The organism is Klebsiella sp. 18074 (assembly GCF_902705905.1).
GTDB classification, from domain to species: Bacteria; Pseudomonadota; Gammaproteobacteria; order Enterobacterales; family Enterobacteriaceae; genus Klebsiella; species Klebsiella terrigena.
This window is the reverse complement of record NZ_CACSIS010000018.1, coordinates 66557-90268: the sequence shown is the minus strand read 5'-3', so window position 1 is coordinate 90268 and position 23712 is coordinate 66557. Positions and strand designations below refer to the sequence as shown.

At 59.7% G+C, this 23712-nt stretch carries 24 protein-coding genes and 1 pseudogene; 2 read left to right on the top strand and 23 right to left on the bottom strand.

Annotated features, from left to right (window positions below):
• Positions 1 to 2: 2 nt before the first annotated feature.
• The 8 genes and pseudogenes from GVK32_RS18220 to GVK32_RS18185 all read right to left on the bottom strand — a co-directional run bounded on the left by GVK32_RS18220 (position 3) and on the right by GVK32_RS18185 (position 5581).
• Positions 3 to 251: a DUF3343 domain-containing protein gene (locus GVK32_RS18220; protein ID WP_045860207.1), complete on the bottom strand. Its 249-nt coding sequence runs from the start codon at positions 249 to 251 to the stop codon at positions 3 to 5.
• Positions 248 to 1015: a putative 2-hydroxyacyl-CoA dehydratase activator YjiL gene (gene yjiL / locus GVK32_RS18215; RefSeq protein WP_159871404.1), complete on the bottom strand. Its 768-nt coding sequence runs from the start codon at positions 1013 to 1015 to the stop codon at positions 248 to 250. The genes GVK32_RS18220 and yjiL overlap by 4 nt, the downstream gene beginning before the upstream one ends.
• 9 nt (positions 1016 to 1024) lie before the next feature.
• Positions 1025 to 2176 carry a double-cubane-cluster-containing anaerobic reductase gene (locus GVK32_RS18210; protein WP_159871401.1) on the bottom strand — a complete coding sequence of 384 codons (1152 nt, stop codon included), beginning with the start codon at positions 2174 to 2176 and terminating at the stop codon, positions 1025 to 1027.
• Between the two features lie 109 nt (positions 2177 to 2285).
• The gene (locus GVK32_RS18205) at positions 2286 to 2525 is read right to left on the bottom strand and encodes a DUF2164 domain-containing protein (protein WP_159871398.1); all 240 of its coding nucleotides are present in this window, start codon (positions 2523 to 2525) and stop codon (positions 2286 to 2288) included.
• Positions 2526 to 2563: 38 nt separating this feature from the next.
• Positions 2564 to 2701: pseudogene (locus tag GVK32_RS29230) on the bottom strand (LysR family transcriptional regulator); the annotation flags it as partial.
• 79 nt (positions 2702 to 2780) lie between these two features.
• Positions 2781 to 4064: a DUF445 domain-containing protein gene (locus GVK32_RS18195; RefSeq protein WP_159871394.1), complete on the bottom strand. Its 1284-nt coding sequence runs from the start codon at positions 4062 to 4064 to the stop codon at positions 2781 to 2783.
• A complete protein-coding gene (locus tag GVK32_RS18190) occupies positions 4057 to 4719 on the bottom strand; it encodes a LysE family translocator (RefSeq protein WP_159871391.1) in 663 nt (220 codons plus the stop codon). The genes GVK32_RS18195 and GVK32_RS18190 overlap by 8 nt, the downstream gene beginning before the upstream one ends.
• Positions 4720 to 4765: 46 nt before the next feature.
• The gene (locus GVK32_RS18185; RefSeq protein WP_159871388.1) at positions 4766 to 5581 is read right to left on the bottom strand and encodes a helix-turn-helix domain-containing protein; all 816 of its coding nucleotides are present in this window, start codon (positions 5579 to 5581) and stop codon (positions 4766 to 4768) included.
• Between the two features lie 217 nt (positions 5582 to 5798).
• Here GVK32_RS18185 and GVK32_RS18180 point away from each other — a divergent pair, with 217 nt between their 5' ends.
• Both GVK32_RS18180 and GVK32_RS18175 read left to right on the top strand, forming a co-directional pair.
• Positions 5799 to 6728 carry an Rpn family recombination-promoting nuclease/putative transposase gene (locus GVK32_RS18180; RefSeq protein WP_159871385.1) on the top strand — a complete coding sequence of 310 codons (930 nt, stop codon included), beginning with the start codon at positions 5799 to 5801 and terminating at the stop codon, positions 6726 to 6728.
• Positions 6729 to 6938: 210 nt separating this feature from the next.
• On the top strand, positions 6939 to 8309 hold the full coding sequence (locus tag GVK32_RS18175) for an NAD-dependent succinate-semialdehyde dehydrogenase (protein ID WP_159871382.1): 1371 nt from the start codon (positions 6939 to 6941) through the stop codon (positions 8307 to 8309).
• Positions 8310 to 8371: 62 nt separating this feature from the next.
• Here GVK32_RS18175 and GVK32_RS18170 read toward each other — a convergent pair whose 3' ends face one another.
• From GVK32_RS18170 to GVK32_RS18100, 15 genes are all read right to left on the bottom strand, one after another.
• Positions 8372 to 8917, bottom strand: a complete 546-nt coding sequence (locus GVK32_RS18170; protein WP_159871379.1) for a YfaZ family outer membrane protein — start codon at positions 8915 to 8917, stop codon at positions 8372 to 8374.
• A 480-nt stretch (positions 8918 to 9397) separates the two neighbouring features.
• The gene (yjiA, locus tag GVK32_RS18165) at positions 9398 to 10354 is read right to left on the bottom strand and encodes a GTPase (protein WP_159871376.1); all 957 of its coding nucleotides are present in this window, start codon (positions 10352 to 10354) and stop codon (positions 9398 to 9400) included.
• Between the two features lie 11 nt (positions 10355 to 10365).
• Complete coding sequence (locus GVK32_RS18160) at positions 10366 to 10569, bottom strand: YbdD/YjiX family protein (RefSeq protein WP_076946472.1); 204 nt, start codon at positions 10567 to 10569, stop codon at positions 10366 to 10368.
• Positions 10570 to 10741: 172 nt separating this feature from the next.
• Positions 10742 to 12892 (bottom strand): carbon starvation CstA family protein, encoded by a 2151-nt coding sequence (locus tag GVK32_RS18155; protein ID WP_159871374.1) that lies wholly within the window; start codon positions 12890 to 12892, stop codon positions 10742 to 10744.
• A gap of 263 nt (positions 12893 to 13155) precedes the next feature.
• Positions 13156 to 13668: a 4-hydroxyphenylacetate 3-monooxygenase reductase subunit gene (locus GVK32_RS18150; protein ID WP_041143905.1), complete on the bottom strand. Its 513-nt coding sequence runs from the start codon at positions 13666 to 13668 to the stop codon at positions 13156 to 13158.
• A 19-nt stretch (positions 13669 to 13687) separates the two neighbouring features.
• Positions 13688 to 15250, bottom strand: a complete 1563-nt coding sequence (hpaB, locus tag GVK32_RS18145) for a 4-hydroxyphenylacetate 3-monooxygenase, oxygenase component (RefSeq protein ID WP_123552785.1) — start codon at positions 15248 to 15250, stop codon at positions 13688 to 13690.
• 322 nt (positions 15251 to 15572) lie between these two features.
• Positions 15573 to 16463 carry a 4-hydroxyphenylacetate catabolism regulatory protein HpaA gene (gene hpaA, locus GVK32_RS18140; RefSeq protein ID WP_045860170.1) on the bottom strand — a complete coding sequence of 297 codons (891 nt, stop codon included), beginning with the start codon at positions 16461 to 16463 and terminating at the stop codon, positions 15573 to 15575.
• 9 nt (positions 16464 to 16472) lie between these two features.
• The gene (gene hpaX, locus GVK32_RS18135) at positions 16473 to 17849 is read right to left on the bottom strand and encodes a 4-hydroxyphenylacetate permease (RefSeq protein ID WP_159871372.1); all 1377 of its coding nucleotides are present in this window, start codon (positions 17847 to 17849) and stop codon (positions 16473 to 16475) included.
• A 47-nt stretch (positions 17850 to 17896) separates the two neighbouring features.
• Positions 17897 to 18685, bottom strand: a complete 789-nt coding sequence (gene hpaI, locus GVK32_RS18130) for a 4-hydroxy-2-oxoheptanedioate aldolase (protein ID WP_159871370.1) — start codon at positions 18683 to 18685, stop codon at positions 17897 to 17899.
• Between the two features lie 10 nt (positions 18686 to 18695).
• Complete coding sequence (gene hpaH, locus GVK32_RS18125; RefSeq protein ID WP_159871368.1) at positions 18696 to 19499, bottom strand: 2-oxo-hept-4-ene-1,7-dioate hydratase; 804 nt, start codon at positions 19497 to 19499, stop codon at positions 18696 to 18698.
• 92 nt (positions 19500 to 19591) lie between these two features.
• On the bottom strand, positions 19592 to 19972 hold the full coding sequence (locus GVK32_RS18120; RefSeq protein ID WP_133600757.1) for a 5-carboxymethyl-2-hydroxymuconate Delta-isomerase: 381 nt from the start codon (positions 19970 to 19972) through the stop codon (positions 19592 to 19594).
• Between the two features lie 10 nt (positions 19973 to 19982).
• A complete protein-coding gene (gene hpaD / locus GVK32_RS18115; protein ID WP_041143912.1) occupies positions 19983 to 20840 on the bottom strand; it encodes a 3,4-dihydroxyphenylacetate 2,3-dioxygenase in 858 nt (285 codons plus the stop codon).
• Between the two features lie 10 nt (positions 20841 to 20850).
• Positions 20851 to 22317, bottom strand: coding sequence for a 5-carboxymethyl-2-hydroxymuconate semialdehyde dehydrogenase (hpaE, locus tag GVK32_RS18110; RefSeq protein ID WP_045860158.1), 1467 nt, complete (start codon positions 22315 to 22317; stop codon positions 20851 to 20853).
• Positions 22314 to 23078: a fumarylacetoacetate hydrolase family protein gene (locus tag GVK32_RS18105; protein ID WP_159871366.1), complete on the bottom strand. Its 765-nt coding sequence runs from the start codon at positions 23076 to 23078 to the stop codon at positions 22314 to 22316. The genes hpaE and GVK32_RS18105 overlap by 4 nt, the downstream gene beginning before the upstream one ends.
• Positions 23075 to 23707, bottom strand: coding sequence for a fumarylacetoacetate hydrolase family protein (locus tag GVK32_RS18100; RefSeq protein WP_159871364.1), 633 nt, complete (start codon positions 23705 to 23707; stop codon positions 23075 to 23077). Before GVK32_RS18100 ends, GVK32_RS18105 begins: the two co-directional genes overlap by 4 nt.
• Between the last annotated feature and the right edge of the window lie 5 nt (positions 23708 to 23712).

Sequence of the window (23712 nt, the reverse complement as noted above, 5' to 3'; positions counted from 1 at the left end):
GATCAGGCCGGGAAGGTGGCGATGCAGCGCCACTCTTCGGCGACGTAGCGATAAATCGCCTCCGTGGCGCCGGGAATCACCCACCGTAGCTCCTCTCCAGGCAGGCAGCGAAGAGAGATGCACAGGCCGCAGCCGCCGCGCAGCTGGCGCGGGATATCCTTCACCTGGAAGGCGATCCCCGCCGCCTGCAGGGCCTTGCGGGTGCGCACGACCCCCGGCGTCGAGTGAAATAAAAACAGATACTCCGTCATCCGCGGCGCCTCTGACGCAGGCCAATCAGCGCCGCGCCAACCGCGCCGGCAAACTGGGCGTCGGGATGGGTGTGCACCGCGATCCCCGCGTGGCCTTCGAGCATGCGCGCAAAGGCCGCGCAGCGGCTGACGCCGCCGGTAAACAGCAGCGGTCCCTGGGCTGAAAGCCGGGCGATAAAGTTGGCGCTGCGGCGGGCCATGGCGTTGATCACGCCGGCCAGAATCGCTTCCGGCGCGACGCCCGCCGAGCGCAGGCTAATCACTTCGGATTCGGCAAATACCGTGCACATGCTGGTGATCGCATGCGGTTCGACGCCTTCGGTGATGCTATCCAGCTGCCCGACGCTGGCGCCGAGGGTGCGCGAGATAACCTCCAGAAAACGCCCGGTGCCCGCCGCGCATTTATCGTTCATCAGGAAGTCGGTGAGATTGCCGTCTTCGTCTAGCTGGATGACCTTGCTATCCTGGCCGCCAATATCGATAACCATGCGGGTGGCGGGCGCCAGAAGACGCGCGCCGAGGCCGTGGCAGGAGATTTCCGTCACCTGCTTATCGGCAAAATCGACCAGTTGACGCCCGTAGCCGGTTAAGGTTAAAAATGGCCGCTCGCTAAGTCCGGCGCTAAGGGTTTGCCACGCCTCGTTGATGGCGTCGGCCGGGCGAAAGGGCGTCGGGCAGAGAAAGCGTCGCTGGATAACGCCCTCTTTCATCAGGATGCCCTTCGTGGCGGTGGAGCCGGAATCAATACCTACCGTAAAAGTCACGCGCGCTCCTTACAGCATCTCAATAAAGGCCGCGACGCGGGTGCTGAGCTGGCCGATATCCGCCGTCGAATAGTCGGTCTCAATCGCGATGTAGGGGAGGTTGTGCCGCTGGCGAACGTGGCGCTTAATCACCATTGATTCAACCGCATAGGTATGACAGGCCTGCAGGATGACATCCACCACGCCGTCGGCCTGATACTCGTCAACCATCTGGCTAAGCAGGGCTAAGCGCTGGTCGTTTGGCGAGATGCACGAGCAGCCGATGGCGAGGTACTTATCGGTCAGCGCATCGTAGACGTCGCCCGTCTCCTCCACGCAGCGCTCGGTCGCCTTGGCGCCGGTGCAGTTTTCAAAACCCACCACCCAGCCGCCGTTCTCTTCAATGGCACGCACGACTTTTTCCGCCGCGCCGCCAATCGGGCAGCCGGTGATCAGAATGCGCGGGCGAGCCGCCAGCCGCTGGCCATCCTGCCACTGCTGGCGCACGCGATCTGCCATAGCGTTGAGCTCGTCGCTTAGCGCGGCTTTATCAAAGCGAAAGGTCGCGCCGTACACCACTTTCAGGATATCGCTGCCGCTGAGGGCGGGAGGATTGAGCTGCCCGACGCGATAGAAGTTCGCCAGCGCCCGCCGCTCGCGGTTCTTGAGGCGAACGGCGTCGCGCAGCGCGGATTCGGTGATTTTGTGGCCAAAGCGGGCTTCGACCACCTGCTGCAGGCGCAGGATCTCGGTTTTCCACAGCGCGCGGGAAGCATCGTCGCTGGCGCTGTTCGGCAGCTGCATCACGTGAACCGGCTTGAATTCGGCCATGTACTCATACATTTTCTTTTTGCCGTCGCAGGTGGTTTCACCCACCACCAGGTCGGAAAAGTAGAAGTAGGGGCATTTATCCGTTTTGCCAAACCCGTAGCTGCTTTTAATCAGCGGGCAGAGATTACGCGGCAGATCTTTTTCCGCCTCTTCGATGGTTTCATCCGAGGTTGAGCACAGAGAGACGACGACGGCGCCTGCCGCCATCGGGATCTCCTGGGGCATAAAGGTGCAGTAGGTTCCGACCAAGGGGATATTTTGCTCTTTCAGGTCCATCACCGTGAGAAAGCCCTTCTGGCGGGCCTCGGAGAACTGGTCAAAAATGGCGGGTAGATCGGTAATTAGCGACATGGTTTTCCTTCCCCGTACACGGGAGATAATGAAAGAGCCCGCATTATAACCATGTCAATAGTGCGTGTTTATTGATCTCCCGCCGATGTCGGCCTATTGCGGGGCGTCATCAGAATACTTTCTTCGCATCCATCTCTTCCTGGATCCGCTCGCTGTAGGCCACGTGGGTGCGAATGGCTTCCTCAATCCCGGCGTTGTAAAACATGGGCCCCAGCTGTTCGGCGATAAAATCCACGAAGAACTCGGCATCAAACTGCTCCAGCTCAAGGTCAAAATTTCTTTCGCAGTAGGTACATAGCTTTTCTCGAAGCTGCTCGCGTTCGCCGGGGGTCAGGGTGATTTCAGCCATTTTTACTCCTTAAAAAGTGCTCTGGATTGACGGCAAACTCAGCTGGGGATCCCGCTATACCACGCCGGTAACGGGCCTGGCTCTGCCAGCAGAAAGTCGATAAACGATCCTACCTTAGGATTGCTGTATTTGCCGGGAAAATAGAGGGCATATAGCGCATGCGTTTCACAGGCGATTCGTCTCAGGCAGCATTCGCGCTGCCGGCTTTACCCGCATCGGCTAACCGCAGGGCTCCGCCGGACGAGCGGGGCTCACCTAGCGTAAAAGCAGAGATGGGATCTGCGAGAGTAGCCACAGCAGCAGGCCGATAGTACCCCCGACGAGGGTACCGTTAATACGGATAAACTGCAGATCCTTACCGATATTCAGCTCGATTTGCCGCGACATATCGCGGGAGTCCCAGCTCTTCACCGTATCGCTAATATGACGAGTCAGGAAGGTGGCAAACTCCGGCGCCACCCGATGCGCCGCCTGCTCCAGATGCTCATTCAGCGACTCGCGAAGGGCGTCATCGTGGAGCAGCGTTTCGCCAAACCACTGCCCGGCCTCGGCGATCCGCTGCTTGATCCGCGAATCATCGCTATTAACGTCATTTTTAATCCATCCGCGCAGGTCGGCCCACACCTCGCCAAGATAGCGGTTAAACGTCTCGTCGTTTTTCAGATAAGCCTTCATGTTGTCCGCTTTCTGCGCCATCAGCGGATCGGTTTTCAGGCTATCGATCAGCTTCTGCGCCGCGCGATCGAAGGCCTGGCGGATCTGATGAGTGCGATCCTGGCTCACCTCGTCAAGAAGCGTATTCACCGCATCGGTGACCATTTCGGCGCTGTGCTCGCCCAGCCATTCGGTGGGGAGAATTTTGGCCTTGAGCGGATGCTCGGTCTCCAGCCAGCGGATGATGCCGCGGGCAATAAAGGCGCGGGAGCTGTCGCGCTGCAGCAGGGCGATAAGCTGGCTGATAAGGGAATCCAGCAGCTTCTGGTGTCGGTTATCGCGGGTTAGCCCTTCAAGCATCATGGCGCTGGTTTGCGTCAGGTCGACCTTATCGATGGCCTTGTGCACCGCACGGCGCAGCAGGCGCTGAATGCGCGCATCGTCGGTGAGCTCGAGGAAGCCGCTCATCACCTGCAGCAGATGCTGGCCCACCCGCCGGGCGTTCTCCGGCTGGCTAAACCAGTTGCCGAGCATCAGCGCCGGCTCGTAGCGGCGGATCAGCGCCACCAGCGAGGGGGTATCGAGGAATTTTTCCTGCACGAAATAGCCGAGATTGTCGGCTATTCGGTCCTTATTACGCGGGATAATCGCCGTATGTCGGGAGACGAACGGCAGCGGAATGCGGCGAAACAGCGCCACCACCGCAAACCAGTCCGCCAGCGCACCGACCATCGCCGCTTCGGAGATAGCCTTCAGCGCGCTGACCCACGGCGTCGGCGGCAGCAGTAGGGTAGCGACAAAAATCGCGGCCGCCACCAGCAGCAGCGACAGGGCCAGCAGTTTGGCCCGTTTTAGTTCAGCAAGTTTTTCCATAGCCTTAAGCATATAACCTGACGGCTAGCTCATGCAAAAACTGCCAGATAATCCAGCCGCCAAAGCCCATCAGTACCGCGCCGGCCGCCCGTTCAACCCGCCAGATGACGGTGCCAAGGCGGCGCTGCACCTGCGGCAGGGCGATCAGCGATACCAGTAGTAAATCCCACAGCAGCACGACGCTGGTCATCCAGACTCCGCTGGTTATCTGCTGGGCGAGGGTCACCTGCGGGCCAAGCAGGGAGGTCATCAGCGCGAGGTAAAACAGGGCATTTTTGGGGTTAAGCAGCGCCGAGGCCAGCCCCAGCAGCAGCTGTCTGGCAAGTGAAGGGCGCCGGGCTGCCGCCGCTTCCAGGGTGAATGCGCCGGGCCGGCTCCGCCACAGCTGGCCGCCGAGCCACAGCAGCCAGGCCGCCCCCAGCAGCGCGATTGCGCTAAACAGCAGCGGGGCGTGGCGCACCATGCTCCAGCCGACGATGGCGACGGCAATATACAGCCCGTTACCCAGCGCGATGCCGATGCACAGGCCGGCACTACCGCGCAGGCGATAGCGGATGGCGTAGCCCATCAGGAGAAAGAAATCTGGCCCGGGACTCAGCAGGGCAACGAAGTGGGAGAGCGCCAGCGCCGGAAACGCGGGCGGGAAAAGCGAAGTAAGCATGTCCATAGTGACCTCGGAATAAATCTGAGATCACCCTACGTAAGGCTCAGCGCTAATTATTGTCTGATATTGATCGGCCAAGCGCGTACTGGCGCGGCGTGGCGGCGGTGTAGCTGACGAAGGTTTTATGGAAGTGGCTCTGATCGGCAAATCCGGCCTGATAGCCGACGTCGGCTATCTCATCCCCGGCGCGCAGGCGGCGTCTGGCGTACTCGATCCGCGCCATATTGATAAAGCTGGCCGGCGTCAGGCCGGTATCCTGCTTAAAGGTGCGGATCAGGGTCTCTTTGCGCAGCGCAAATTCGTCGGCCAGCGCATCCAGCGAAAGCGGTACCGGCAGGCTCGCGGTTACCCTGTCGAGCAGCCGTTCGCTGCTGTCGTGAAGGCGTTCCGGCGGCATCGGGCATAGCGGCAGCTCGCGCAGCAGCCGCGCGATGGCGGCGGGTAGCTCGGCGATCCGCTGCCGCAGCGTCAGCTGGACGATATGCTGATACTGAAGGAAAAGATCGGCGCTGCGCAGTATCGGCTGCGGCGCGGCTAGCCGCACGGCGCCGGAAAGGGCAGGAAGCTGCGCCAGACACCAGTCAACGTCGAGATAGAGCATGTGGTAGCTGCGCGGCCGTCCGGCAAGGGGATTACAGCTGTGCGGCGCGTCGGGTGAGATCGCTATCAGGTCTCCGGGGCGCAGCAGGTACTCCCGTCCGTTGCAGATGCAGCGCGTTTCACCCTCAATAATGGCCCCCAGCGAAAGCTGCGGGTGGCTGTGGCGTTTATACGCCCGGCGGCTGCCCCAGGTGCTGCGCAGCTCCAGCCAGGGAAGCGCGGCGTCGCGCCAGAAAGTTTGCGGGATATCGCGAGTGTGGTTCACAAAAGCTCCTGCAGCGAAAGGATTATGGATTTATAGCACGCCCGGCGGCGGCTGTCTCCGGCGGGCGTTTTGCGAGCGGGCAGGGGAAAAAATGTCGTTATTACCTCTGGATAAAAATATCCTCCGTCCCGACACGCAAAGAGATAAACGGCGGCGTGCAGGCTGGGTGACCGGCAGGTAGAGTCGCTTTAGTACTCCTCCGCGCAGGCTGATTACAATGGAAAAAAGCCCGACGTCGACGCCGCATGATGCGGTTTTCAAAAAGTTTCTCCGGAATGCGGATACCGCGCGGGATTTTCTGGACATCCACCTGCCGTCCTCGCTACGCCCGCTCTGCGATCTGGAGACGCTGCGGCTAGAATCCGCAAGTTTTATTGAGGAGGACCTGCGTGCCTGCTACTTCGATGTGCTTTGGTCGCTGAAAACCACCGCCGGTGAAGGCTATATTTACGTCGTTATTGAGCACCAAAGTTCGCCGGATGCCCATATGGCCTTCAGGCTGATGCGCTATGCCATTGCGGCGATGCAGCACCATCTGGATGCTGGCCACAAGTGCCTGCCGCTGGTAGTGCCCATGCTGTTCTATCACGGCATCGCCACGCCTTACCCTTACTCGCTGTGCTGGCTGGATGGCTTTACCCATCCGGCGCATGCCCGCAGGTTATATGCGACCGCTTTTCCGCTGGTGGATATTACGGTGATCCCGGATGACGAAATCGTCCAGCACCGACGCGTAGCGTTGCTGGAGTTCATGCAAAAGCATGTCCGCCAGCGCGATTTGATGAAGCTGGTCGAACAGATAATCGCCATTTCGGTTAAGGAATATACTAATGACGGCCAGCTAAAAACGCTGTTTAATTACCTGGTATATTCCGGCGATGCCCCTCGTTTTGGCAGGTTTATTCGTGAGCTTGCCAGGCGGGCACCGCAACATCATAAGGAGGAACTGATGACTATTGCGGAAAGACTCCAGGAAGTTGGGCGTAGAAAAGGTAAGCTTGAAGGGCGCCGCGAAGGCCAGATTGCGGGCCAGCGAGCTGAAGGGCTGCGTATTGCCCGTACCATGCTGGCGGACGGCATCGCTCTGGAGACGGTGCTGCGAATTACCGGTCTGTCAGAAGAGGAGATTACCGCCGCGAAGCATTGATTGTGTCGCGGCATGGCTTTATCAGTTGGCCTGGCCGCGATGATTCATTTCTCTTAATCCCGCTCTGCGCCGGATATCACCTGACGATCTCCGGCCGGAATCCTCCGTAAATACCTAACTTTACCTTTATGGCCAGCTATCTCTACTAACATTAATGTCCTGAGTGGTATTTATGACTGCATTAATGACGATACTAAGGAGACATACGACATGGCCTATCAGACGGTGAATCCTGCAAATAATCGGCTTATTAAAGAGTACGCCCCGCATAGTGATGCCGACGTGGAGGCGGCTCTGCAGAAAGCGGATGCGCTCTACCACTCCGCATGGTCGAAGGGCGATATTGCCCAGCGCTTACCTATCCTGCACAGGCTGGCGGACCTCATCGATAGCCGGGTGGAGGAGCTGGCGAAAATTGCCAGCCAGGAGATGGGCAAGCTCATCGGCCAAAGCCGCGGTGAGGTGAAGCTCTGCGCGCAGATCGCCCGCTATTACGCCGATAATGCCGAGCGCTTTCTCGCTCCGGTGAAGTATCCCTCTGAGCTCGGCGAGGCGTGGGTTGAACACCATCCAATCGGCGTGCTGATGGCGGTGGAGCCGTGGAACTTCCCCTATTACCAGCTGATGCGCGTGCTGGCGCCAAACCTGGCAGCGGGGAATCCGGTTCTCGCCAAGCACGCCAGCATCGTTCCGCACTGCGCGGAAACCTTCGCTCATTTGGTGCGAGAGGCCGGCGCGCCGGAGGGGGCGTGGACCAATCTGTTTATCTCCCAGGATCAGGTGGCGAAGATTATTGCCGACGATCGCGTGCGGGGAGCGGCGTTAACCGGTTCGGAAAAAGCGGGTGGCGTCGTGGCGGCGCAGGCGGCGAAGCACATTAAGAAATCGACCCTCGAGCTGGGCGGCAACGATGTCTTTGTGGTGTTGGATGATGCCAGCCTCGACAAGGCGGTGAAGACTGGCGTACAGGCGCGGCTCAACAATGCCGGTCAGGTTTGTACCGCGGCGAAGCGTTTTATCCTGCATGAAAAAATCGCCGAGCGCTTCCTGAGCCAGTTTACCGAGGCATTCCGTCAGGTGAAGATCGGCGATCCGCTGGATGAGAGCACCACGCTGGGGCCGCTCTCCTCCAAAGATGCCCTGGAGACACTGACCAAACAGGTGGATGAGGCGGTGAAGCATGGCGCCAGGCTGCATCTTGGCGGCAAGCCGGCGCAGTGCGAGGGCAACTATTTTTCACCGACCATTCTGACCGGCATCACCCGCGATAATCCGGCGTACTTTGAAGAGTTCTTCGGCCCGGTGGCGCAAATTTATGTGGTGAAGGATGACGATGAGGCGATCCGCCTGGCGAACGATTCGCACTACGGGCTCGGCGGCGCGATATTCAGCCTGGATACCGAGAGGGCGAAACGAATGGCGTCACGAATTGAGACCGGGATGGTCTATATCAACTGGCTGACCGATACCGCGCCGGAGCTGCCGTTTGGCGGCGTCAAGCGCTCCGGTTTTGGCCGCGAGCTGGCGGATCTGGGGATTCGAGAGTTTGTGAACCAGAAGCTGGTGGTGATTCGCCGGTAAGCTCAGAACGCTAAAAGAAAAAACCTGCCGTCCGGCAGGTTTTTTTACTGTTATCGACGTTGTCAGAAGGTGACCCCACCACCAATATAGGCGCCGTCAATCAGGGTGTGGTTCGGACGACCGTCTTTCCCGTCGACGCTCACGTGACGGTAACCTACTTTCAGCGTGACCGGAGTAATCGGCGTCCAGCTCACGCCGCCGTTGGCTTCAACGTAGTTTTTCACGCTATTGTTCAGGCCTTCGGGCGCGGCATAACCTTCACCGAATACGTGGATACTGTCGGTCAGCGCAACGTTAACGCCGCCACCGATTGGGAACGCCACGCCGTTATCGCCTTTTTTCGGCCCAAGGTAGATAGCTTTTGCGCCGGCATTGAACATCACCGGACCAACTTCCAGGTTATAACCCGCGCCAACGCCGCCGGTCTGGGTGCCGTCGTCGGTGTTTTTGAGCCAGTTGCTTTCGGCATAAACGCCGGAGGAGGATTTACCCAGTTCCATATTGAGGTTGGTAAAATTTTTCCCCTGTTCGACGGTAAAGCCCATCGCCATTGCTGAGCCGGAAACGGCGGTCAGAGCAGAAAGGATAAGGATATTGAGCTTTTTCATGGTTTATGCCTCGTCATTAAATTCATCTGAGGACACCCTAACAAGCGACGTTTACGACTGCAAATGTGATGGCTGTCGAGGTTTTATGCTGAGGTTGTTATTAAAACCCTCTATTGATGTTGTTGATTAGTTGATTTATCGCAGCGTCAATGATTAACGTTTTGGCGTTTAGATTCAGTTTAATTTTTTTCCTAAACATCCGTTGAACGAGGCGGGAGATATTGATTGGCGCTGAACTAGTTCGCTTTCTAATAATTTCCGAAAATGTTTCTATAGTAATAATTAAACACTTAAATTTACATTTTCGTGATTAAAAATGACTCTAATACCTTAAGCAAAACGCTCGAGCTGCGCGATGAGGCCGTAACCTGCAAGTACACCGAAGGAAACGTTATCTATCGTGCTACCTGGAATGAGTTCTGCGCTTCCTGATGCCTTCACGCTAGCCCTCTTCCACGGGAAGAGGGCCCGTGCGAACCGCTACTTCCGCAATCCGGCAAACGCCGCCCGAATCTCCTCTTCCGGCAGGTTAATGCCGATAAACACCAGCGTGCTGTGCGGCTGGTCTTCGCCCCACGGGCGGTCCCAGTCGGCGCTGTACAGGCGCTGGACGCCCTGGAACAGCAGGCGGTTAGGCTCGCCGTCAATCCACAGCATCCCCTTATAGCGCATCAGCTGCTCGGCGAATGAGAGCAGCAGGTTTTCCATGACCCGCGACACCTCGCTGATATCCACCGGGTAGTCCAGCTCCACCACGATCGACGACACGTCGTTTTGCTGGTCGGCAATAAAGTGGAAGCGCGGCTTAGCGCTCACTACCCGCTCTTCCAGCATAAAGCCGCCGGTATTAAACAGCTGGCTCAGATCGATATCGCCGTGGGTTACCGCATAAATCGGCGCCCGGGCGTTGATGCGCGCCAGCCGTTCGCGCAGCGTCTCGCTGCTGCCCGCGACGTCGGTTTTGGTCAGCAGAATACGGTCGGCGTAGCCCACCTGCGACTGGGCGATGGTGAACTGGTTCATCTGCTGGTCGGCGTGGACCGCATCAACCAGCGCAATCACCCCATCCAGCAGGTAGCGTTCACAGAGGATCTCATGGGAGAAAAAGGTCTGAATAATCGGACCGGGATCGGCCATGCCGGTGCACTCAATCACCAGCCGGTCGAAGGCAATCTCACCGCGATCGCGGCTGTCGAGCAGGTCGAGCAGGGCATCTTCCAGCTCGTTGGAACGGGTGCAGCAGATGCAGCCGTTGGTCAGGGTTTTGATTTGTGTGGCGCGATCGCCAATCAGCTGATCATCAACGGAGACTTCACCAAATTCGTTTTCGATCACCGCGATTTTAAAGCCGTGCTGTGCATTGAGAATATGCCGCAGCAGGGTGGTTTTGCCTGCGCCAAGAAATCCGGTCAGCAGGGTGACTGCAATCGGTGTCATGCGTGCCTCCATTAACAGCAGCGTACGCCGCCTTCGCCACTCCCGCCGTAGCGCGCTTCCTGGCGCTCGCGGAAGAATTCGTTGTAGGTCATATACGGCTTATCCGGATGGTTGGCTTTCATATGCTCAACGTAGTTGTCGTAGTCCGGAATGCCAATCAGCATCTTCGCCGCCTGACCGAGGTACTTCTTTGCTTCGCCTAAGTTACCAAACATCAAATTATCCTTACAGGCATAAAGTTCGCTGATGCAGGCGATGTGACCTGCCATTTTGCATCCGGGCAGCGCCCGCCGTCCTCAGGTACCGCGCGTCCGTTCCGAAGGGTGCCAACAATGCCCGCGTTGCTCACTGAAAAGCCCCGCCGAAGCGGGGCTGAACGGGGCTGGATTAGTGGTGTGAAGAGGTCTTCACGCCGCCTTCCGGCACCGGCACGTACGGGGTCTCTTTGTCGGTACGTACCTTATTGTTACGCACGTTGATCCACGTTTTGATGCCGTAGAAGATGATGCTGTAGACCACCACCAGGAACAGGATGCTTAAACCGGCGTTGGTGTAGTTGTTGACCACGATATGGTTCATATTGGCAATCTGCTGCGCGCTAAGCTCGCCGCCGGCGGCAATCTTCTCTTTGTACTGCTGGGCCATAAAGAAGAAGCCTTCCATCTGCGGGTTGGTGCTGAACAGTTTCAGACCCAGTGCCCAGGTGGTGCACAGCAGCAGCCATGCGGCCGGAACGACGGTGACCCAGATGTATTTGGTACGCTGCATTTTGACCAGCACCACGGTGCCAAGAACCAGCGCCACGGCGGCCAGCATCTGGTTAGAGATGCCGAACAGCGGCCACAGGCTCTTCACGCCGCCCAGCGGGTCGACCACGCCCTGATACAGCAGATAACCCCACAGGCCTACGCAGCCCGCGGTCCCCACGATACCGGCAACCAGCGAATCGGTTTTTTTCAGGAACGGCACGAAGTTGCCCAGCAGATCCTGGAGCATAAAGCGGCCTGCACGGGTACCGGCATCGAGGGCGGTAAGGATAAACAGCGCTTCAAACAGAATACCGAAGTGGTACCAGAAGCCCATATCCGCCATCGGGATGATTTTGTGGAACACGTGGGCGATACCGACGGCCAGGGTCGGGGCGCCGCCCGCGCGGTTCAGCACCGAGGGTTCACCGATGTCTTTCGCCGTTTGCAGGATCTGCTCAGGCGAAATCACAAAGCCCCAGGAGCTGACGGTAGCCGCCGCATGAACGGTGACTTCTTTCAGCTGCGCGGCAATCATCGCGGCGTTTTCGCCGCCCATCTCATGCAGGTTCGGCATCACGATACCGAGGCCGGCCGGCGGGGTGTTCATCGCAAAATAGAGGCCCGGTTCGATGATAGACGCTGCAACCAGCGCCATGACCGCCACGAAGGACTCCATCAGCATTGCGCCATAGCCGATAAAGCGCGCGTCGGTTTCGTTTGCCAGCAGCTTCGGCGTGGTACCGGAAGCGATCAGCGCATGGAAGCCGGAGACCGCGCCGCAGGCGATGGTGATAAACAGGAACGGGAACAGGGCACCTTTCCACAGCGGGCCGGTACCGTCGATGTACTGGGTGACCGCCGGCATTTTCAGGTCCGGGTTAAGGATAACGATGCCCAGCGCCAGGCCGACGATAACGCCGATTTTCAGGAACGTCGCCAGGTAGTCGCGCGGCGCCAGAATCAGCCATACCGGCAGCAGCGCGGAGATAAACGCGTAGCCGATCAGGGTGAAGGTGATGGTGGTGTCTTTAAAGGTCAGCGCCGGGCCCCAGTACGGGTCGTGGGCAATCACGCCGCCGAAGTAAATAGAAGCCACCAGCAGCACGATACCGATAACCGAAATTTCGCCCACGCGTCCCGGGCGCAGGAAGCGCATGTAGATCCCCATAAACAGCGCGATCGGTACGGTTGAGCAGACGGTAAAGACGCCCCACGGGCTTTCTGCCAGCGCCTTCACGACGATCAGCGCCAGCACCGCAAGGATGATTATCATAATCAGGAAGCAGCCGAACAGGGCAATCGACCCCGGAATCGGTCCCATCTCTTCTTTGATCATTTCACCCAGCGACGAACCGTTACGGCGCGAGGAGATAAACAGCACCATAAAGTCCTGCACCGCCCCCGCCAGAACCACGCCGGCCAGCAGCCACAGCGTACCGGGCAGGTAGCCCATCTGCGCGGCCAGTACCGGGCCGACCAGCGGGCCCGCGCCGGCAATAGCGGCAAAGTGGTGGCCGAACAGCACGTAGCGGTTGGTCGGCACGTAGTTCAGGCCATCGTTGTTAATAACCGCCGGCGTTGCGCGGGTTGGGTCGAGCTTCATCACCTTTTGGGCGATGTACAGGCTGTAGTAGCGGTAGGCCACCAGATAGACCGATACCGATGCGACGACAATCCACAGGGCGCTAACGTGCTCCCCGCGACGCAGGGCGACGACCGAAAGGCAAAATGCCCCGATGATTCCAAGAATCACCCAGGGTATGTGCTTGAATAGTTTTTTAGTATCCATAGTAAAACCTGGCGTTATGAGTTGAATAATTGGCCGAAGCCGTCTGAACGTAATTTTGAGGAGGTATTGAGTCACTATGCTGGGGACGATCTTGCCAGAACTTTGCGCGCGTAAAGTTGGGTAAATCAACGAGTGGTTGTATGGCGGATTAAGCGGTCACTTGCGGGAGTAAGCGGTTGGGCAGGAAATGAACAGTGGGATAATATGTGATTGAGATCACAAGAATTTCTCCCCCCTGGCAGCAGGGGGGAGAGCGGGCCTGGCTAGACGGCGGCCGCCATCTCCATCATCACCGGATGGAAACGACGCTTGAAGTAAATCAGCCCGTGGCCTTCCTGGCTTAGGGTGATGTTCTTGATCTCGACCAGATACACCAGGTGGCTGCCGATGGTCTGCACCTGGCTGATATCGCCTTCGAGACTGGCCAGCGAATCCTTCAGCACCGGCTGCCCGAGCACGCCCTTCTGCCAGCACGAGAGGCTGAAGCGCTCCTCCATCGTCACCCCGGTCATTCCGGCAAAGTGGCGCGCCATCACCTCCTGCTCATGGTTCAGGACGTTAATGCACAGCCTGCCGTTGCCCTGGAATACCGGGTTCATTGCGCTGTTGGCGTTGATACACACCATCACCGACGGCGGGGTATCGGTTACCGAGCACACCGCGGTGGCGGTGATGCCGCAGCGGCCGGCATCGCCTTCGGTGGTGATCACGTTCACCGCCGCCGACAGGCTGGACATGGCATCGCGAAAGCGCAGGCGTTGTTCATCTAATTGCATTGTGACCTCCCGCTGTGAATTACTTCAGCAGCTTATCCAGGATATTGATATCAGAGTTATTGTGCAGGTGCGGCACCGTCCAGCCGTGCTGGTCATACTCGGAAAGGCAGCGATCGACCATCGCCATCATTTTGTCCATGTTGCCGGAGGTCTGCGCCTGGCGCAGGCACTGCAGGCGAATCTCATCCTGGCTACCGGAGTAGTTGATCTCATACAGTTCGTGGCGGCCGCCGAACTCGCTGCCGATCGCGTCCCACATCAGCTTGAGGATCTTGATGCGTTCGACGTGATCCATACCGTTGGATCCGCGCACGTATTTCGCCAGATACTGGTCGATCTGCGGATTATTGAGGTCGCGCGCGCTGGACGGCAGGTAGATCAGGCCGCTGGTGACGTTACGCTCGATGATATTTTTGATCTTGGCGTAGGCCATCGGTGCCATCACGCGGTAGGTTTGCAGCGCGGCGTGGTCCGGCAGGTACGCGCCGTTAACCCACGGCGTCGCCTCGGAGCACATCGAATCGCTCAGCGCCCAGAACATGTTGCGCCAGGCCACCACTTCGCCGAGATCCGCCTGCACGCCGCGGAACTCCATGGTGCCGGTACACTCCAGCGAGCGCTTGAGAAGGGCGGTGATAAAGTCGAGCTTAACCGCCAGGCGTACGCAGGCCTGCAGCGGGTACATGCGGGCGAAGCCGCCCTCCATCGTCCAGCGGCGGCAGCGATCGAAATCGCGATAGATCAGCACGTTCTCCCACGGGATCAGCACCTTATCCATCACCAGGATCGCGTCGTTCTCATCGAAGCGGCTGGAGAGCGGGTAGTCATAAGGCGATCCGGTGACGCCGGCGACCATTTCGTAGGAGGCGCGGGAGATAAGCTTCACTCCTTCGGCATCCATCGGGGCGACGAACATCAGCGCGAAGTCCGGGTTTTCCCCCATCACCTGCGCGGAGCCGAAGCCAATCATGTTGTAGTGGGTCAGCGCCGAGTTGGTGGCGACGACTTTCGCCCCGCTGACCACGATCCCGGCATCGGTCTCTTTTTCCAGCTTGATGTAGACATCTTTCACCTCATCGGCCGGCTTATGGCGGTCGATCGGCGGGTTGACGATGGCGTGGTTAAAGTACAGGCCGGTTTCCTGAATGCGGGTGTACCAGTTGCGGGCGTTCTGTTCGAACTGGCCGTAAAACGCCGGGTTGGCGCCCAGCGCGCAGCCGAAGGCGGCCTTGTAGTCCGGAGTGCGGCCCATCCAGCCGTAGCTCAGGCGCGACCACTCGGCGATGGCGTCGCGCTGCTGGCGCAGATCGTCGGCGCTCTTCGCCACGCGGAAGAACTTATGCGTATAGCCGCCGCTGCCGGTATCGGTGTTCCAGCACAGGGAGTCCTGCAGCGCCGGTTTGTGCAGCGCATCGTACAGCTGGCCGACGGAGGCGGCGGCGTTGCGGAACGCCGGGTGAGTGGTGACGTCCTTGACGCGCTCACCGTAGATATAAATTTCGCGGCCGTCCTGCAGGCTCTTCAGGTACTCTTCCCCGGTTAACGGGCGTTTAGCGTCTGCGCGGAAATCTTCAGGTTTCATCGGGACCTCTTCAGTATTAAGCGGCATATCCCGTCATGCTTCGGGCGGCGCCTTTTCGGCTGAGACTCGAAGCATTCAGGGTACAAAGGTTAAATTTATGTTTTCTTTTTGTTGTTTAATTGAAGCGGTTTACGTGGGTTTCGTGAAGAGACTTTTAGGTCAACGGCAGGTACTTTTCAGGCGGGATGGCGTTCTGTGATCCGGGTTGGTTTTTCGCTGTTTTGCCGCTGCGCGCCGGGGATGGCGGCAGCCGACTTCTCCGGCCGTGCCGCGCCTGCCGGGGCCTGGAGCTTATCGCCCGGGCGCCGCTGGCAGGGAACGCTCAGGAGACCGGTACTTTTTGCGTTCTGAAGGCGCTGGGCGAGCAGCCGACCAGGCGATGAAAAAAGCGGGCAAAATAGGCCGGGTCTTTAAACCCCAGCTGCCAGGCGATTTCATTGACCGCGCTATCGGAAAACAGCAGCAGCCGCTTGGCCTCGCGCAGCTGCCGGTCGAAGATAAGGCGCTTCGGCGGCCGGTTGGCAAAGCGCCGGCAGATGTCGGTCAGCCTTGATTCGGTAATATGCAGCTCATTGGCGTAATCCGGCACCGTCCAGTGCTGGTGGTAGTGGCCGTCGATGGTCTGGTTGAAGCGCTGGAACAGCTTGAGCTCGCCGCGGATGCCGCTGGCAGCGTGGTCGTCGAGCCTGGCGTTACGCAACAGCAGCGTGAACACCGCCTGCGCCAGCAGCACCAGCGTATGCTCGCGCCCCGCCAGCTGTGCGGTCGATTCGCGCTCAATCAGCCGCCAGTAGTGGGCCAGCGCCGCGAGCTCGTCCGGCTTATCGGCCAGCGACAGGCACATCCCCGGAAGGCCAAAGGCCTCCCGGGTGCCGGGATAGAGCACCTCCAGCAGCGGCCAGATCAGATCCTCCCGCACGGTTAGCACGTGACCATCGCTCTCGGAGCCGGTGATAAACGCATGCGGCACCGACGGCGGCGTCAGGACGAACAGCGGCGCCTGCACCGAGTAGCGGTGGTCGTCGAGCTGCAGCTCAATCTGCCCGGTATCGAGAAAGTGCATCTGAAAATACTGGTCGTGGCGATGGGCCTGCATGTCGCGGCCAAAAAAGGCCGCCATGCGGGCAAACGACTGGTAGTGCACGTCTTCCGTGCCCAGGCTTTCATCGTACTCTTTATTGATATCGATATTGGCGATCGAACGCTGGGGCATAGCCGCTCCTTAAGGCGTGGCGCGCGGGCGCGAGGCTTTCATCGGAATGGCCCAGATAATCACGGCGCCCATCACCAGCAGGCTGGCGACGAACCACAGGCCGCTGTTAAAGCTGCCGGTTAGATCCTTCAGCCAGCCGATCATAAACGGACTGAGCGCCGATCCAATATTACCGGTGGCGTTGATCACGGCGATCCCGATGGCCCGCGCGCGCAGGCTGATCGACTGGTCCGGTGTGGTCCAGAAAATGGCCATCGCGCTGAACGATCCGGTCGAGGCCATGACGATCCCCAGCATCTGGATCAGGTTGTGATCGGTCGCCGAGGCCAGCAGCCAGCCGGCGGCGGCAAACAGGAACGGCAGGGCGGTATGGTGCTTGCGCTCCTGGCATTTATCCGAGTGTCGGCTCCAGTAAATCATCCCCAGAATGGTACAGATCTGCGGGATCGCCGCCAGCAGGCCGATAGTGATATTGCTGCTTCCCTCGTTAAAGCTTTTGAGGATCTGCGGCGTCCAGATGCTGATCGCGCTGAGCGTATTGGTCAGGAAAAAATAGGCCAGGGTGTACATCAGCACGATCGGTGTTAAGACTTCACGCCACAGGCTGCGCTGCTGCATCGCGTGGTGGCTGATGGCGCCTTCCGGCTGTACCAGCGTCAGCCGGTCGTTATCCATCATCTCCTGCAGGCACTTTTTGTCCTCCGCGGTCAGCCATTTGGCTTTTGCCGGGGAGTCATCCAGCCAGTACCAGACCATGATGCCCAGCAGCATCGACGGGAACCCTTCGAGCAAAAATAGCCACTGCCAGCCGTGCAGGTTGAACAGGCCGTCCAGCGACAGAATATAGCCGGAAACAATCGAACCGATGGCGGTGGTCACCGGCATGGCAATCATAAACAGGGCGTTGGCGCGGGCGCGGAAAAATGCCGGAAACCAGTAGGTTAAATAGAGCAGGATGCCGGGCAGAAAGCCGGCCTCGGTGATCCCCACCAGCATGCGCAGCACGTACAGGCTATGGGGACCGGTGGCGAACATCGTGGCGGTCGAGGCGATCCCCCACAGCACCATGATGGTGGCTATCCAGCGGCGGGCGCCGACGATGCTGAGCATGATATTGCTCGGAATACCGAAGATGACGTAGGTGGCGTAGAACAGCGTGGTGGCCAGGCCGAACATGGTGGCGTTGAGCCCCAGATCCTGGCCCATCGTCAGCCCGGCAAAGCCGATATTGATGCGGTCGAGAAATGAAAAGATAAACAGCACGAACAAAAATACGATCAGGCGGCGAAACAGCTTATTGATAACCGACTGCTGCTGCGCCGTCAGCTGCTTGTGCTGATTGGCGGGATCGCGCGTCTCCGGAATGGCTGATGATGTGTCGCTCATGGTCTTTCCTCTAATGGGAATTTTTGTAGGGTCGCGATGTGGCGTTCTTAATAGACGCCGGACTGGGCTGCCGTTCCGCTGGCGCCGAAGCGCTCGGCTAAGGCTTCGGCGGCGCGGGCGAGCAAGGTGGTGTCGACGCCGACGGCGACAAACAGCGCGCCGAGTTCGAGATAGCGTTTTGCCAGCTGCTCGTTTGCCATCAGAATGCCCGGGGCTTTGCCTGCCTGGCGAATCTGAACGATGGCGCTTTCAATGGCCGCCTGCACTTCCGGGTGCTGCGGGTTGCCGCCGAAGCCCATATCGGCACTGAGATCCGCCGGGCCGATAAACACGCCGTCCACCCCTTCGACGTCGAGGATCTGCGGCAGATTTTTCAACGCCTCGCGGGTCTCAATCTGTACCAGCACGCACATAGCATCGTTGGCCTGATGAAGATAGTTCGGGACACGGTTCCAGCGGGAAGCCCGCGCCAGGGCGCTGCCCACGCCGCGAATACCGGCTGGCGGATAGCGCGTGGCTTTCACCGCCAGCCGCGCTTCGTCGGCATTTTGTACCATCGGTACCAGCAGAGTTTGCGCCCCGACGTCCAGCAGCTGCTTAATCTGCACCGGGTCATTCCACGAAGGGCGAACCACCGGCTGGCTGGCGTAGGGTGCCACCGCCTGTAGCTGGGTCAGCACCGTCTGCACGTTGTTTGGCGCGTGTTCGCCGTCAATCAGCAGCCAGTCGAATCCGGCGCCGGCCAGCAGCTCGGCGCTGTAGCTGCTGCAGAGTCCCAGCCACAGGCCGATTTGCGGGCGCCCGGCCTGCAGCGCATCTTTAAACGCATTATTCATCTTCTTTCCCCTACACAAAGCGGCAGCTAATCGCGCCCATGTTGCCGTAATCGACGTGGAAGGTATCGCCTTTGCGCGCCGGTACCGGACGGGTAAACGAGCCGCCGAGGATAATTTGCCCGGCCTCCAGCTGCACGTCGTGCGCCGCCAGCTTGTTCGCCAGCCAGGCAACGCCATTGGCCGGGTGATTCAGCACGCCGGCGGCAACACCGGTCTCTTCGATGACTCCGTTGCGATACATCAGCGCGGAGATCCAGCGCAGATCCAGCTCATCGGGCTTAACCGGCCGGCCGCCGAGGATCACCCCGGCGTTGGCAGCGTTATCGGAGATGGTGTCGAATACCTTACGCGGGCGCTGGGTTTCAGGGTCGACGTTGTGGCAGCGGGCGTCGATCAGCTCCAGCGCCGGGATCACGTAATCGGTGGCGTTATAGACATCGAACAGCGTACAGTTCGGGCCGCGCAGCGGTTTGGCCAGCACGAAGGCCAGCTCGACCTCGATGCGCGGAACGATAAAGCGGTCGGTGGGAATATCGCTGCCGTCGTGGAAAAACATATCGTCGAGCAGCGCGCCGTAGTCCGGCTCGCTAATCTGCGAGCTGGCCTGCATCGCCTTTGAGGTCAGGCCAATTTTATGGCCCTTCAGCACCCGGCCTTCGGCAATTTTCAGCTCAACCCACTCGCGCTGGACGGCGTAGGCATCCTCAATGGTGATCGAGGGATAATCGAGCGAGATGGCGCGGATCTGTTCACGCTGCTTTTCGGCCTGGTTCAGCCGCCGGGCGATCAGGGTGCGGGTCTGTTTATCGAGCATAGGGATTCCTGTGACATTGCCTGCAATTGGTACCATCGGGTTGCCCGGACGAGAGCGCCGAGGTCGGGGAGCCCGCGTCCGGATGACGTCAATTATTTAAACAGCGCGTGGACGTTGTTCTGTTTGTAATTCAGAGTCGGGTGCAGCTCCTCAATCTCGAACGACAGCGCGAGGTAGCGGCTCTCCATCAGCGCGGCGAAGTGCGCTTTGATCAGGGCAAAGAGCATCTCTCCCGTTTGCTGGCGGCTTTCGAGGCTGCGCCCGCTGCCGATTTTCAGCGTCATATGCACGAAGGCATAATCGTGCCTGCCGTCGGCCATCTGCCAGGTATCCAGCCAGATGGCGCGGCTGCGGATGCCGCCGATCGGGAAAATACCGGTGGCGGCCAGCGCCTGATTCACCTCGGCGAACAGGCCCGGCAGGTCGGCCTGCTCGCGGATGTTGCTGGTACATTCGGCGATAAAATGTGGCATCGCGGACTCCTTACGCCTGAGCCGGCAGCGGGAAGACGGCGTTAACCTGGCCGGTGCCGGAGCTGGCGAACAGGTCGGTGATAAACTCGACCTTGCCGTCGTATTTATCCCAGCCGAGCACCCCGAGCAGCATCACCGTGTCGTGCATATTGCCTTCGCCGTAGCAGTAGTCGGCGTACTCCGGCAGCATGGTGCAGAACTCTTTGAATTTGCCTTCGCGCCACAGCTTCACCACCCGCTCATCCATCTGATGGTCAAACTCGCGGGTGTAGCTGTTCATCCCCTCTTCGGCGCGCTGGTCGTCGATAAAGCGGTGCGACAGGGAGCCGCTGGCGAAGACCGCCACGGTACCGTCATATTTCTCAATGGCCTTGACGATGGCTTCCCCCAGCCTGCGGCTGTCGGCGAAGTCGTGAACGGTGCAAAAAGCGGAGATCGACACCACTTTGAAATGCTTATCGCTGTTCATATAGCGCATCGGCACCAGGGTGCCGTACTCCAGCTTGAGGCTCGGAATGTTGTGCGCCTTGGCGCGCACGCCGAGCTTGACCGCTTCGTCGGCAATCAGGTGACCCAGCTCCGGATTCCCGTCGTAGTCGTAGGTCATGTCGCGAATAAAGTGCGGCAGCTCGTTGCTGGTATAGACCCCTTTAAAATGGTCGGCGCAGTTAATGTGGTAGGCGCTGTTGACCAGCCAGTGGGTATCAAAGACGATAATCGTATCGACGCCCATCTCCCGGCACCGTTTACCGATCTCCTTATGACCGTCGATCGCCGACTGGCGGCAGCCGTGATTTTTCCCCGGCAGCTCGGAGAGATACATGGAAGGTACGTGAGTAATCTTGGCGGCTAACGCTAATTTGCCCATTTTGTGCTCCTTATAAGCCCCATTTCGGGATCGGATGGTCACCCATGGAAATACAGACGTTTTTCATTTCGGCGAACACCTCGAAGCTGTACTCACCGCCTTCGCGGCCGGTGCCGGAGGCCTTCACGCCGCCGAACGGCTGGCGCAGGTCGCGGACGTTCTGGGTATTGACGAAGACCATCCCGGCTTCAATCCCGCGCGCGAGGCGCAGGACCTTGCTGACGTCCTGGGTCCAGATATAGGAGGCCAGGCCGTATTCGATATCGTTGGCGAGGCGCAGGCCTTCGGCTTCGTCTTTAAACGGCAGCAGGCAGGCCACCGGGCCAAAAATCTCTTCCTGGGCAACCCGCATGCGGTTATCGACATCCGCCAGCACCGTCGGGCGCAGGAAGTTGCCGCCGCGAAGATGCGCGGGCAGGTCGGCGGGCTTATCCGGGCCGCCAGCCAGCAGCGTGGCGCCTTCCTCGATGCCGAGGCGGATATAGCCGGAGACTTTTTCCCAGTGCTGCTGGCTTATCAGCGCCCCGACCTGGGTGTTAGGATCGGTCGGGTCGCCGACGCGCAGGCGGCTGGCGCGTTCGGCGAAGCGCTTGACGAATTCCGGGTAAATGCTCTGCTGAATGAAGATGCGCGAGCCGGCGGTGCAGCGTTCGCCGTTGATTGAGAAGATGGTGAACAGGGCGGCATCCAGCGCGCGCTCGATATCGGCATCTTCAAAAATCAGCACCGGCGATTTGCCGCCGAGCTCCATCGAGTACTTTTTCAGTCCGGCATTTTTCATGATGTTGCGCCCGGTGGCGGTGCCGCCGGTAAACGACACCGCGCGCACGTCATGATGGCGCACCAGCGCGTCGCCGGCGTTCGCGCCGTAGCCCTGCACCACGTTCAGCACCCCTGGCGGAATACCGGCTTCCAGCGCCAGCTCGCCGAGGCGGTCGGCGGTGAGTGGCGACAGCTCGGACATTTTCAGCACCGCGGTGTTGCCCAGCGCCAGGCACGGCGCCACCTTCCAGGTGGCGGTCATAAACGGCACGTTCCACGGCGACACCAGCGCGCAGACGCCGACCGGCTGCACGAGGGTGTAGTTGAGCATCTTATCGTCAACCGGATAGGTCTTGCCGTTCATCTGCTGGCACACTTCGGCGAAAAACTCGAAGTTGTGCGAGGCGCGTGGGATCAGCACGTTTTTGGTCTGGTGGATCGGCAGGCCGGTATCGGCGGTCTCCATCGCTGCGATCTGCGGAACGTTCTGGTCGATCAGATCCCCCAGCCGACGCATCAGGCGCGCGCGCTCCTTCATCGGCAGGTTGGCCCATTTCGGGAACGCTGCTTTGGCCGCAGCAACCGCCTGATTCACCTCGGCTTCACCGCCGGAGGCGACTTCTGCCAGCACTTCGCCGGTGGCCGGATTGGTGGTGTGGAAGTACTCCGCACTTGCCACGCTTTCGCCGTTGATCCAGTGGTTAATTTTTTTCATGACAGCTTCTCCTCATACGCCTGCTGGCTGATGATGTGGTTGACCAGGCGGCCCACGCCCTCGACTTCGACGATCACTTCGTCACCCGGCACCACGTCAGACAGCCCCTTAGGCGTGCCGGTGGCGATCATGTCGCCGGGCTGCAGGGTCATAAACTCGCTCAAATACGCGATCAGGAACGGGATGCTGAAGATCAGATCGGCGGTAGTGCCCTGCTGGCGCAGCTCGCCGTTGACCCAGGTGCGCAGCGCCAGGTTATGTGGATTCGGGATCGACTCTTTCGCGACGATCCATGGGCCGATCGGCGTCAGGGTGTCGCGGCTTTTTACCCGCAGATTCGGCCGGTAGTAGTTCTCGAGATAGTCGCGAATGGCGTAGTCGTTGCAAACGGTATAGCCGGCGACGTAGTCCAGGGCGTCGGCCTCGCTGACCCTGCGCGCGGTTTTGCCAATCACCACCACCAGCTCGGCTTCGTAGTGCATATATTCGACGTTATCCGGACGCACCGACTCCTGGCGGTGGCCGAGGAAGGTGTTCGGCGCTTTGATAAACACCAGCGGCTCTTCCGGTGGCTTGAATTCCAGCTCGCTGGCGTGGTCGGCGTAGTTCAGCCCCAGCGCGAACAGGGTGCCGTCGGCGGGCGGTAGCCAGCGGAACTCCCCCTCCTGCAGCCGGGTGCCGTCATCGAGAATAACCTGCTCGCGATCGTCGACCTGCGCGCTGCGTACCTGACCCTGCCACTCAATACGTGCCTGTTTCATACCAGCTCTCCTTCTGCGACGACCGGGTTTTCCAGCGCCGGGAAACCCTCGGCGAGAATGCGTACGCGATCGCCGGGGCGCAGCGTGACGCGGGCGTGCGGAGTGCCGATCAGAATGGCGTCGCCGGGGCTGAGGGTGGCGAACTCGCTCAGGGCGCTCAGCAGCTCGGCGGCGCCGCGCTGCAGGTCGGCGGTGTTCCAGCTATCCGCTTCGCGACCGTTGATTTCGGTGATGATGGTCAGGTTATCGACGCTCTGTAGCGGGACGAGGGCGCCCAGCGGGCAGAAACCGTCGCGGCATTTAGCCTTGATCGCCGGGCGGTAAAAGCTCTCTTCCGGCAGGCTGACGTCGTTGGCCAGCGCGTAGCCGGCGATGCAGGAGGCGGCCTCTTCGACGGAGACGCCGCGGGCGGTTTTACCGACGATCAGCGCCACGGTGGCGCCGCTCTGCACGGTTTCCCCCTGCGGGTGAGGGATTGCGTCGCCGCTGCCGATCGCGGTATTGCGCGGTTTGATAAACCAGACCGCGGTTTTCGGCGGCGTTTTGTACGGGGCCTGTTGGAACGCTTCGTGCCAGGCGTCGAGCTGGCTGCCGTGGTTAAGCGCAACGGCGAAGATGGTACCTTTCATTCACC

Coding starts and splice junctions, on each gene's coding strand:
- GVK32_RS18220 (WP_045860207.1), bottom strand. CDS start 251: ATGACGGAGTATCTGTTTTTATTTCACTCGACGCCGGGGGTCGTGCGC.
- GVK32_RS18180 (WP_159871385.1), top strand. CDS start 5,799: ATGGAAAAAAGCCCGACGTCGACGCCGCATGATGCGGTTTTCAAAAAG.
- hpaX (WP_159871372.1), bottom strand. CDS start 17,849: ATGAGCGACACATCATCAGCCATTCCGGAGACGCGCGATCCCGCCAAT.
- hpaH (WP_159871368.1), bottom strand. CDS start 19,499: ATGCTCGATAAACAGACCCGCACCCTGATCGCCCGGCGGCTGAACCAG.
- yjiA (WP_159871376.1), bottom strand. CDS start 10,354: ATGACACCGATTGCAGTCACCCTGCTGACCGGATTTCTTGGCGCAGGC.
- GVK32_RS18120 (WP_133600757.1), bottom strand. CDS start 19,972: ATGCCACATTTTATCGCCGAATGTACCAGCAACATCCGCGAGCAGGCC.
- GVK32_RS18150 (WP_041143905.1), bottom strand. CDS start 13,668: ATGCAATTAGATGAACAACGCCTGCGCTTTCGCGATGCCATGTCCAGC.
- hpaI (WP_159871370.1), bottom strand. CDS start 18,685: ATGAATAATGCGTTTAAAGATGCGCTGCAGGCCGGGCGCCCGCAAATC.
- GVK32_RS18100 (WP_159871364.1), bottom strand. CDS start 23,707: ATGAAAGGTACCATCTTCGCCGTTGCGCTTAACCACGGCAGCCAGCTC.
- GVK32_RS18105 (WP_159871366.1), bottom strand. CDS start 23,078: ATGAAACAGGCACGTATTGAGTGGCAGGGTCAGGTACGCAGCGCGCAG.
- GVK32_RS18175 (WP_159871382.1), top strand. CDS start 6,939: ATGGCCTATCAGACGGTGAATCCTGCAAATAATCGGCTTATTAAAGAG.
- GVK32_RS18205 (WP_159871398.1), bottom strand. CDS start 2,525: ATGGCTGAAATCACCCTGACCCCCGGCGAACGCGAGCAGCTTCGAGAA.
- GVK32_RS18190 (WP_159871391.1), bottom strand. CDS start 4,719: ATGGACATGCTTACTTCGCTTTTCCCGCCCGCGTTTCCGGCGCTGGCG.
- hpaE (WP_045860158.1), bottom strand. CDS start 22,317: ATGAAAAAAATTAACCACTGGATCAACGGCGAAAGCGTGGCAAGTGCG.
- GVK32_RS18195 (WP_159871394.1), bottom strand. CDS start 4,064: ATGCTTAAGGCTATGGAAAAACTTGCTGAACTAAAACGGGCCAAACTG.
- GVK32_RS18170 (WP_159871379.1), bottom strand. CDS start 8,917: ATGAAAAAGCTCAATATCCTTATCCTTTCTGCTCTGACCGCCGTTTCC.
- hpaA (WP_045860170.1), bottom strand. CDS start 16,463: ATGCCCCAGCGTTCGATCGCCAATATCGATATCAATAAAGAGTACGAT.
- GVK32_RS18210 (WP_159871401.1), bottom strand. CDS start 2,176: ATGTCGCTAATTACCGATCTACCCGCCATTTTTGACCAGTTCTCCGAG.
- GVK32_RS18155 (WP_159871374.1), bottom strand. CDS start 12,892: ATGGATACTAAAAAACTATTCAAGCACATACCCTGGGTGATTCTTGGA.
- hpaD (WP_041143912.1), bottom strand. CDS start 20,840: ATGGGCAAATTAGCGTTAGCCGCCAAGATTACTCACGTACCTTCCATG.
- hpaB (WP_123552785.1), bottom strand. CDS start 15,250: ATGAAACCTGAAGATTTCCGCGCAGACGCTAAACGCCCGTTAACCGGG.
- GVK32_RS18160 (WP_076946472.1), bottom strand. CDS start 10,569: ATGTTTGGTAACTTAGGCGAAGCAAAGAAGTACCTCGGTCAGGCGGCG.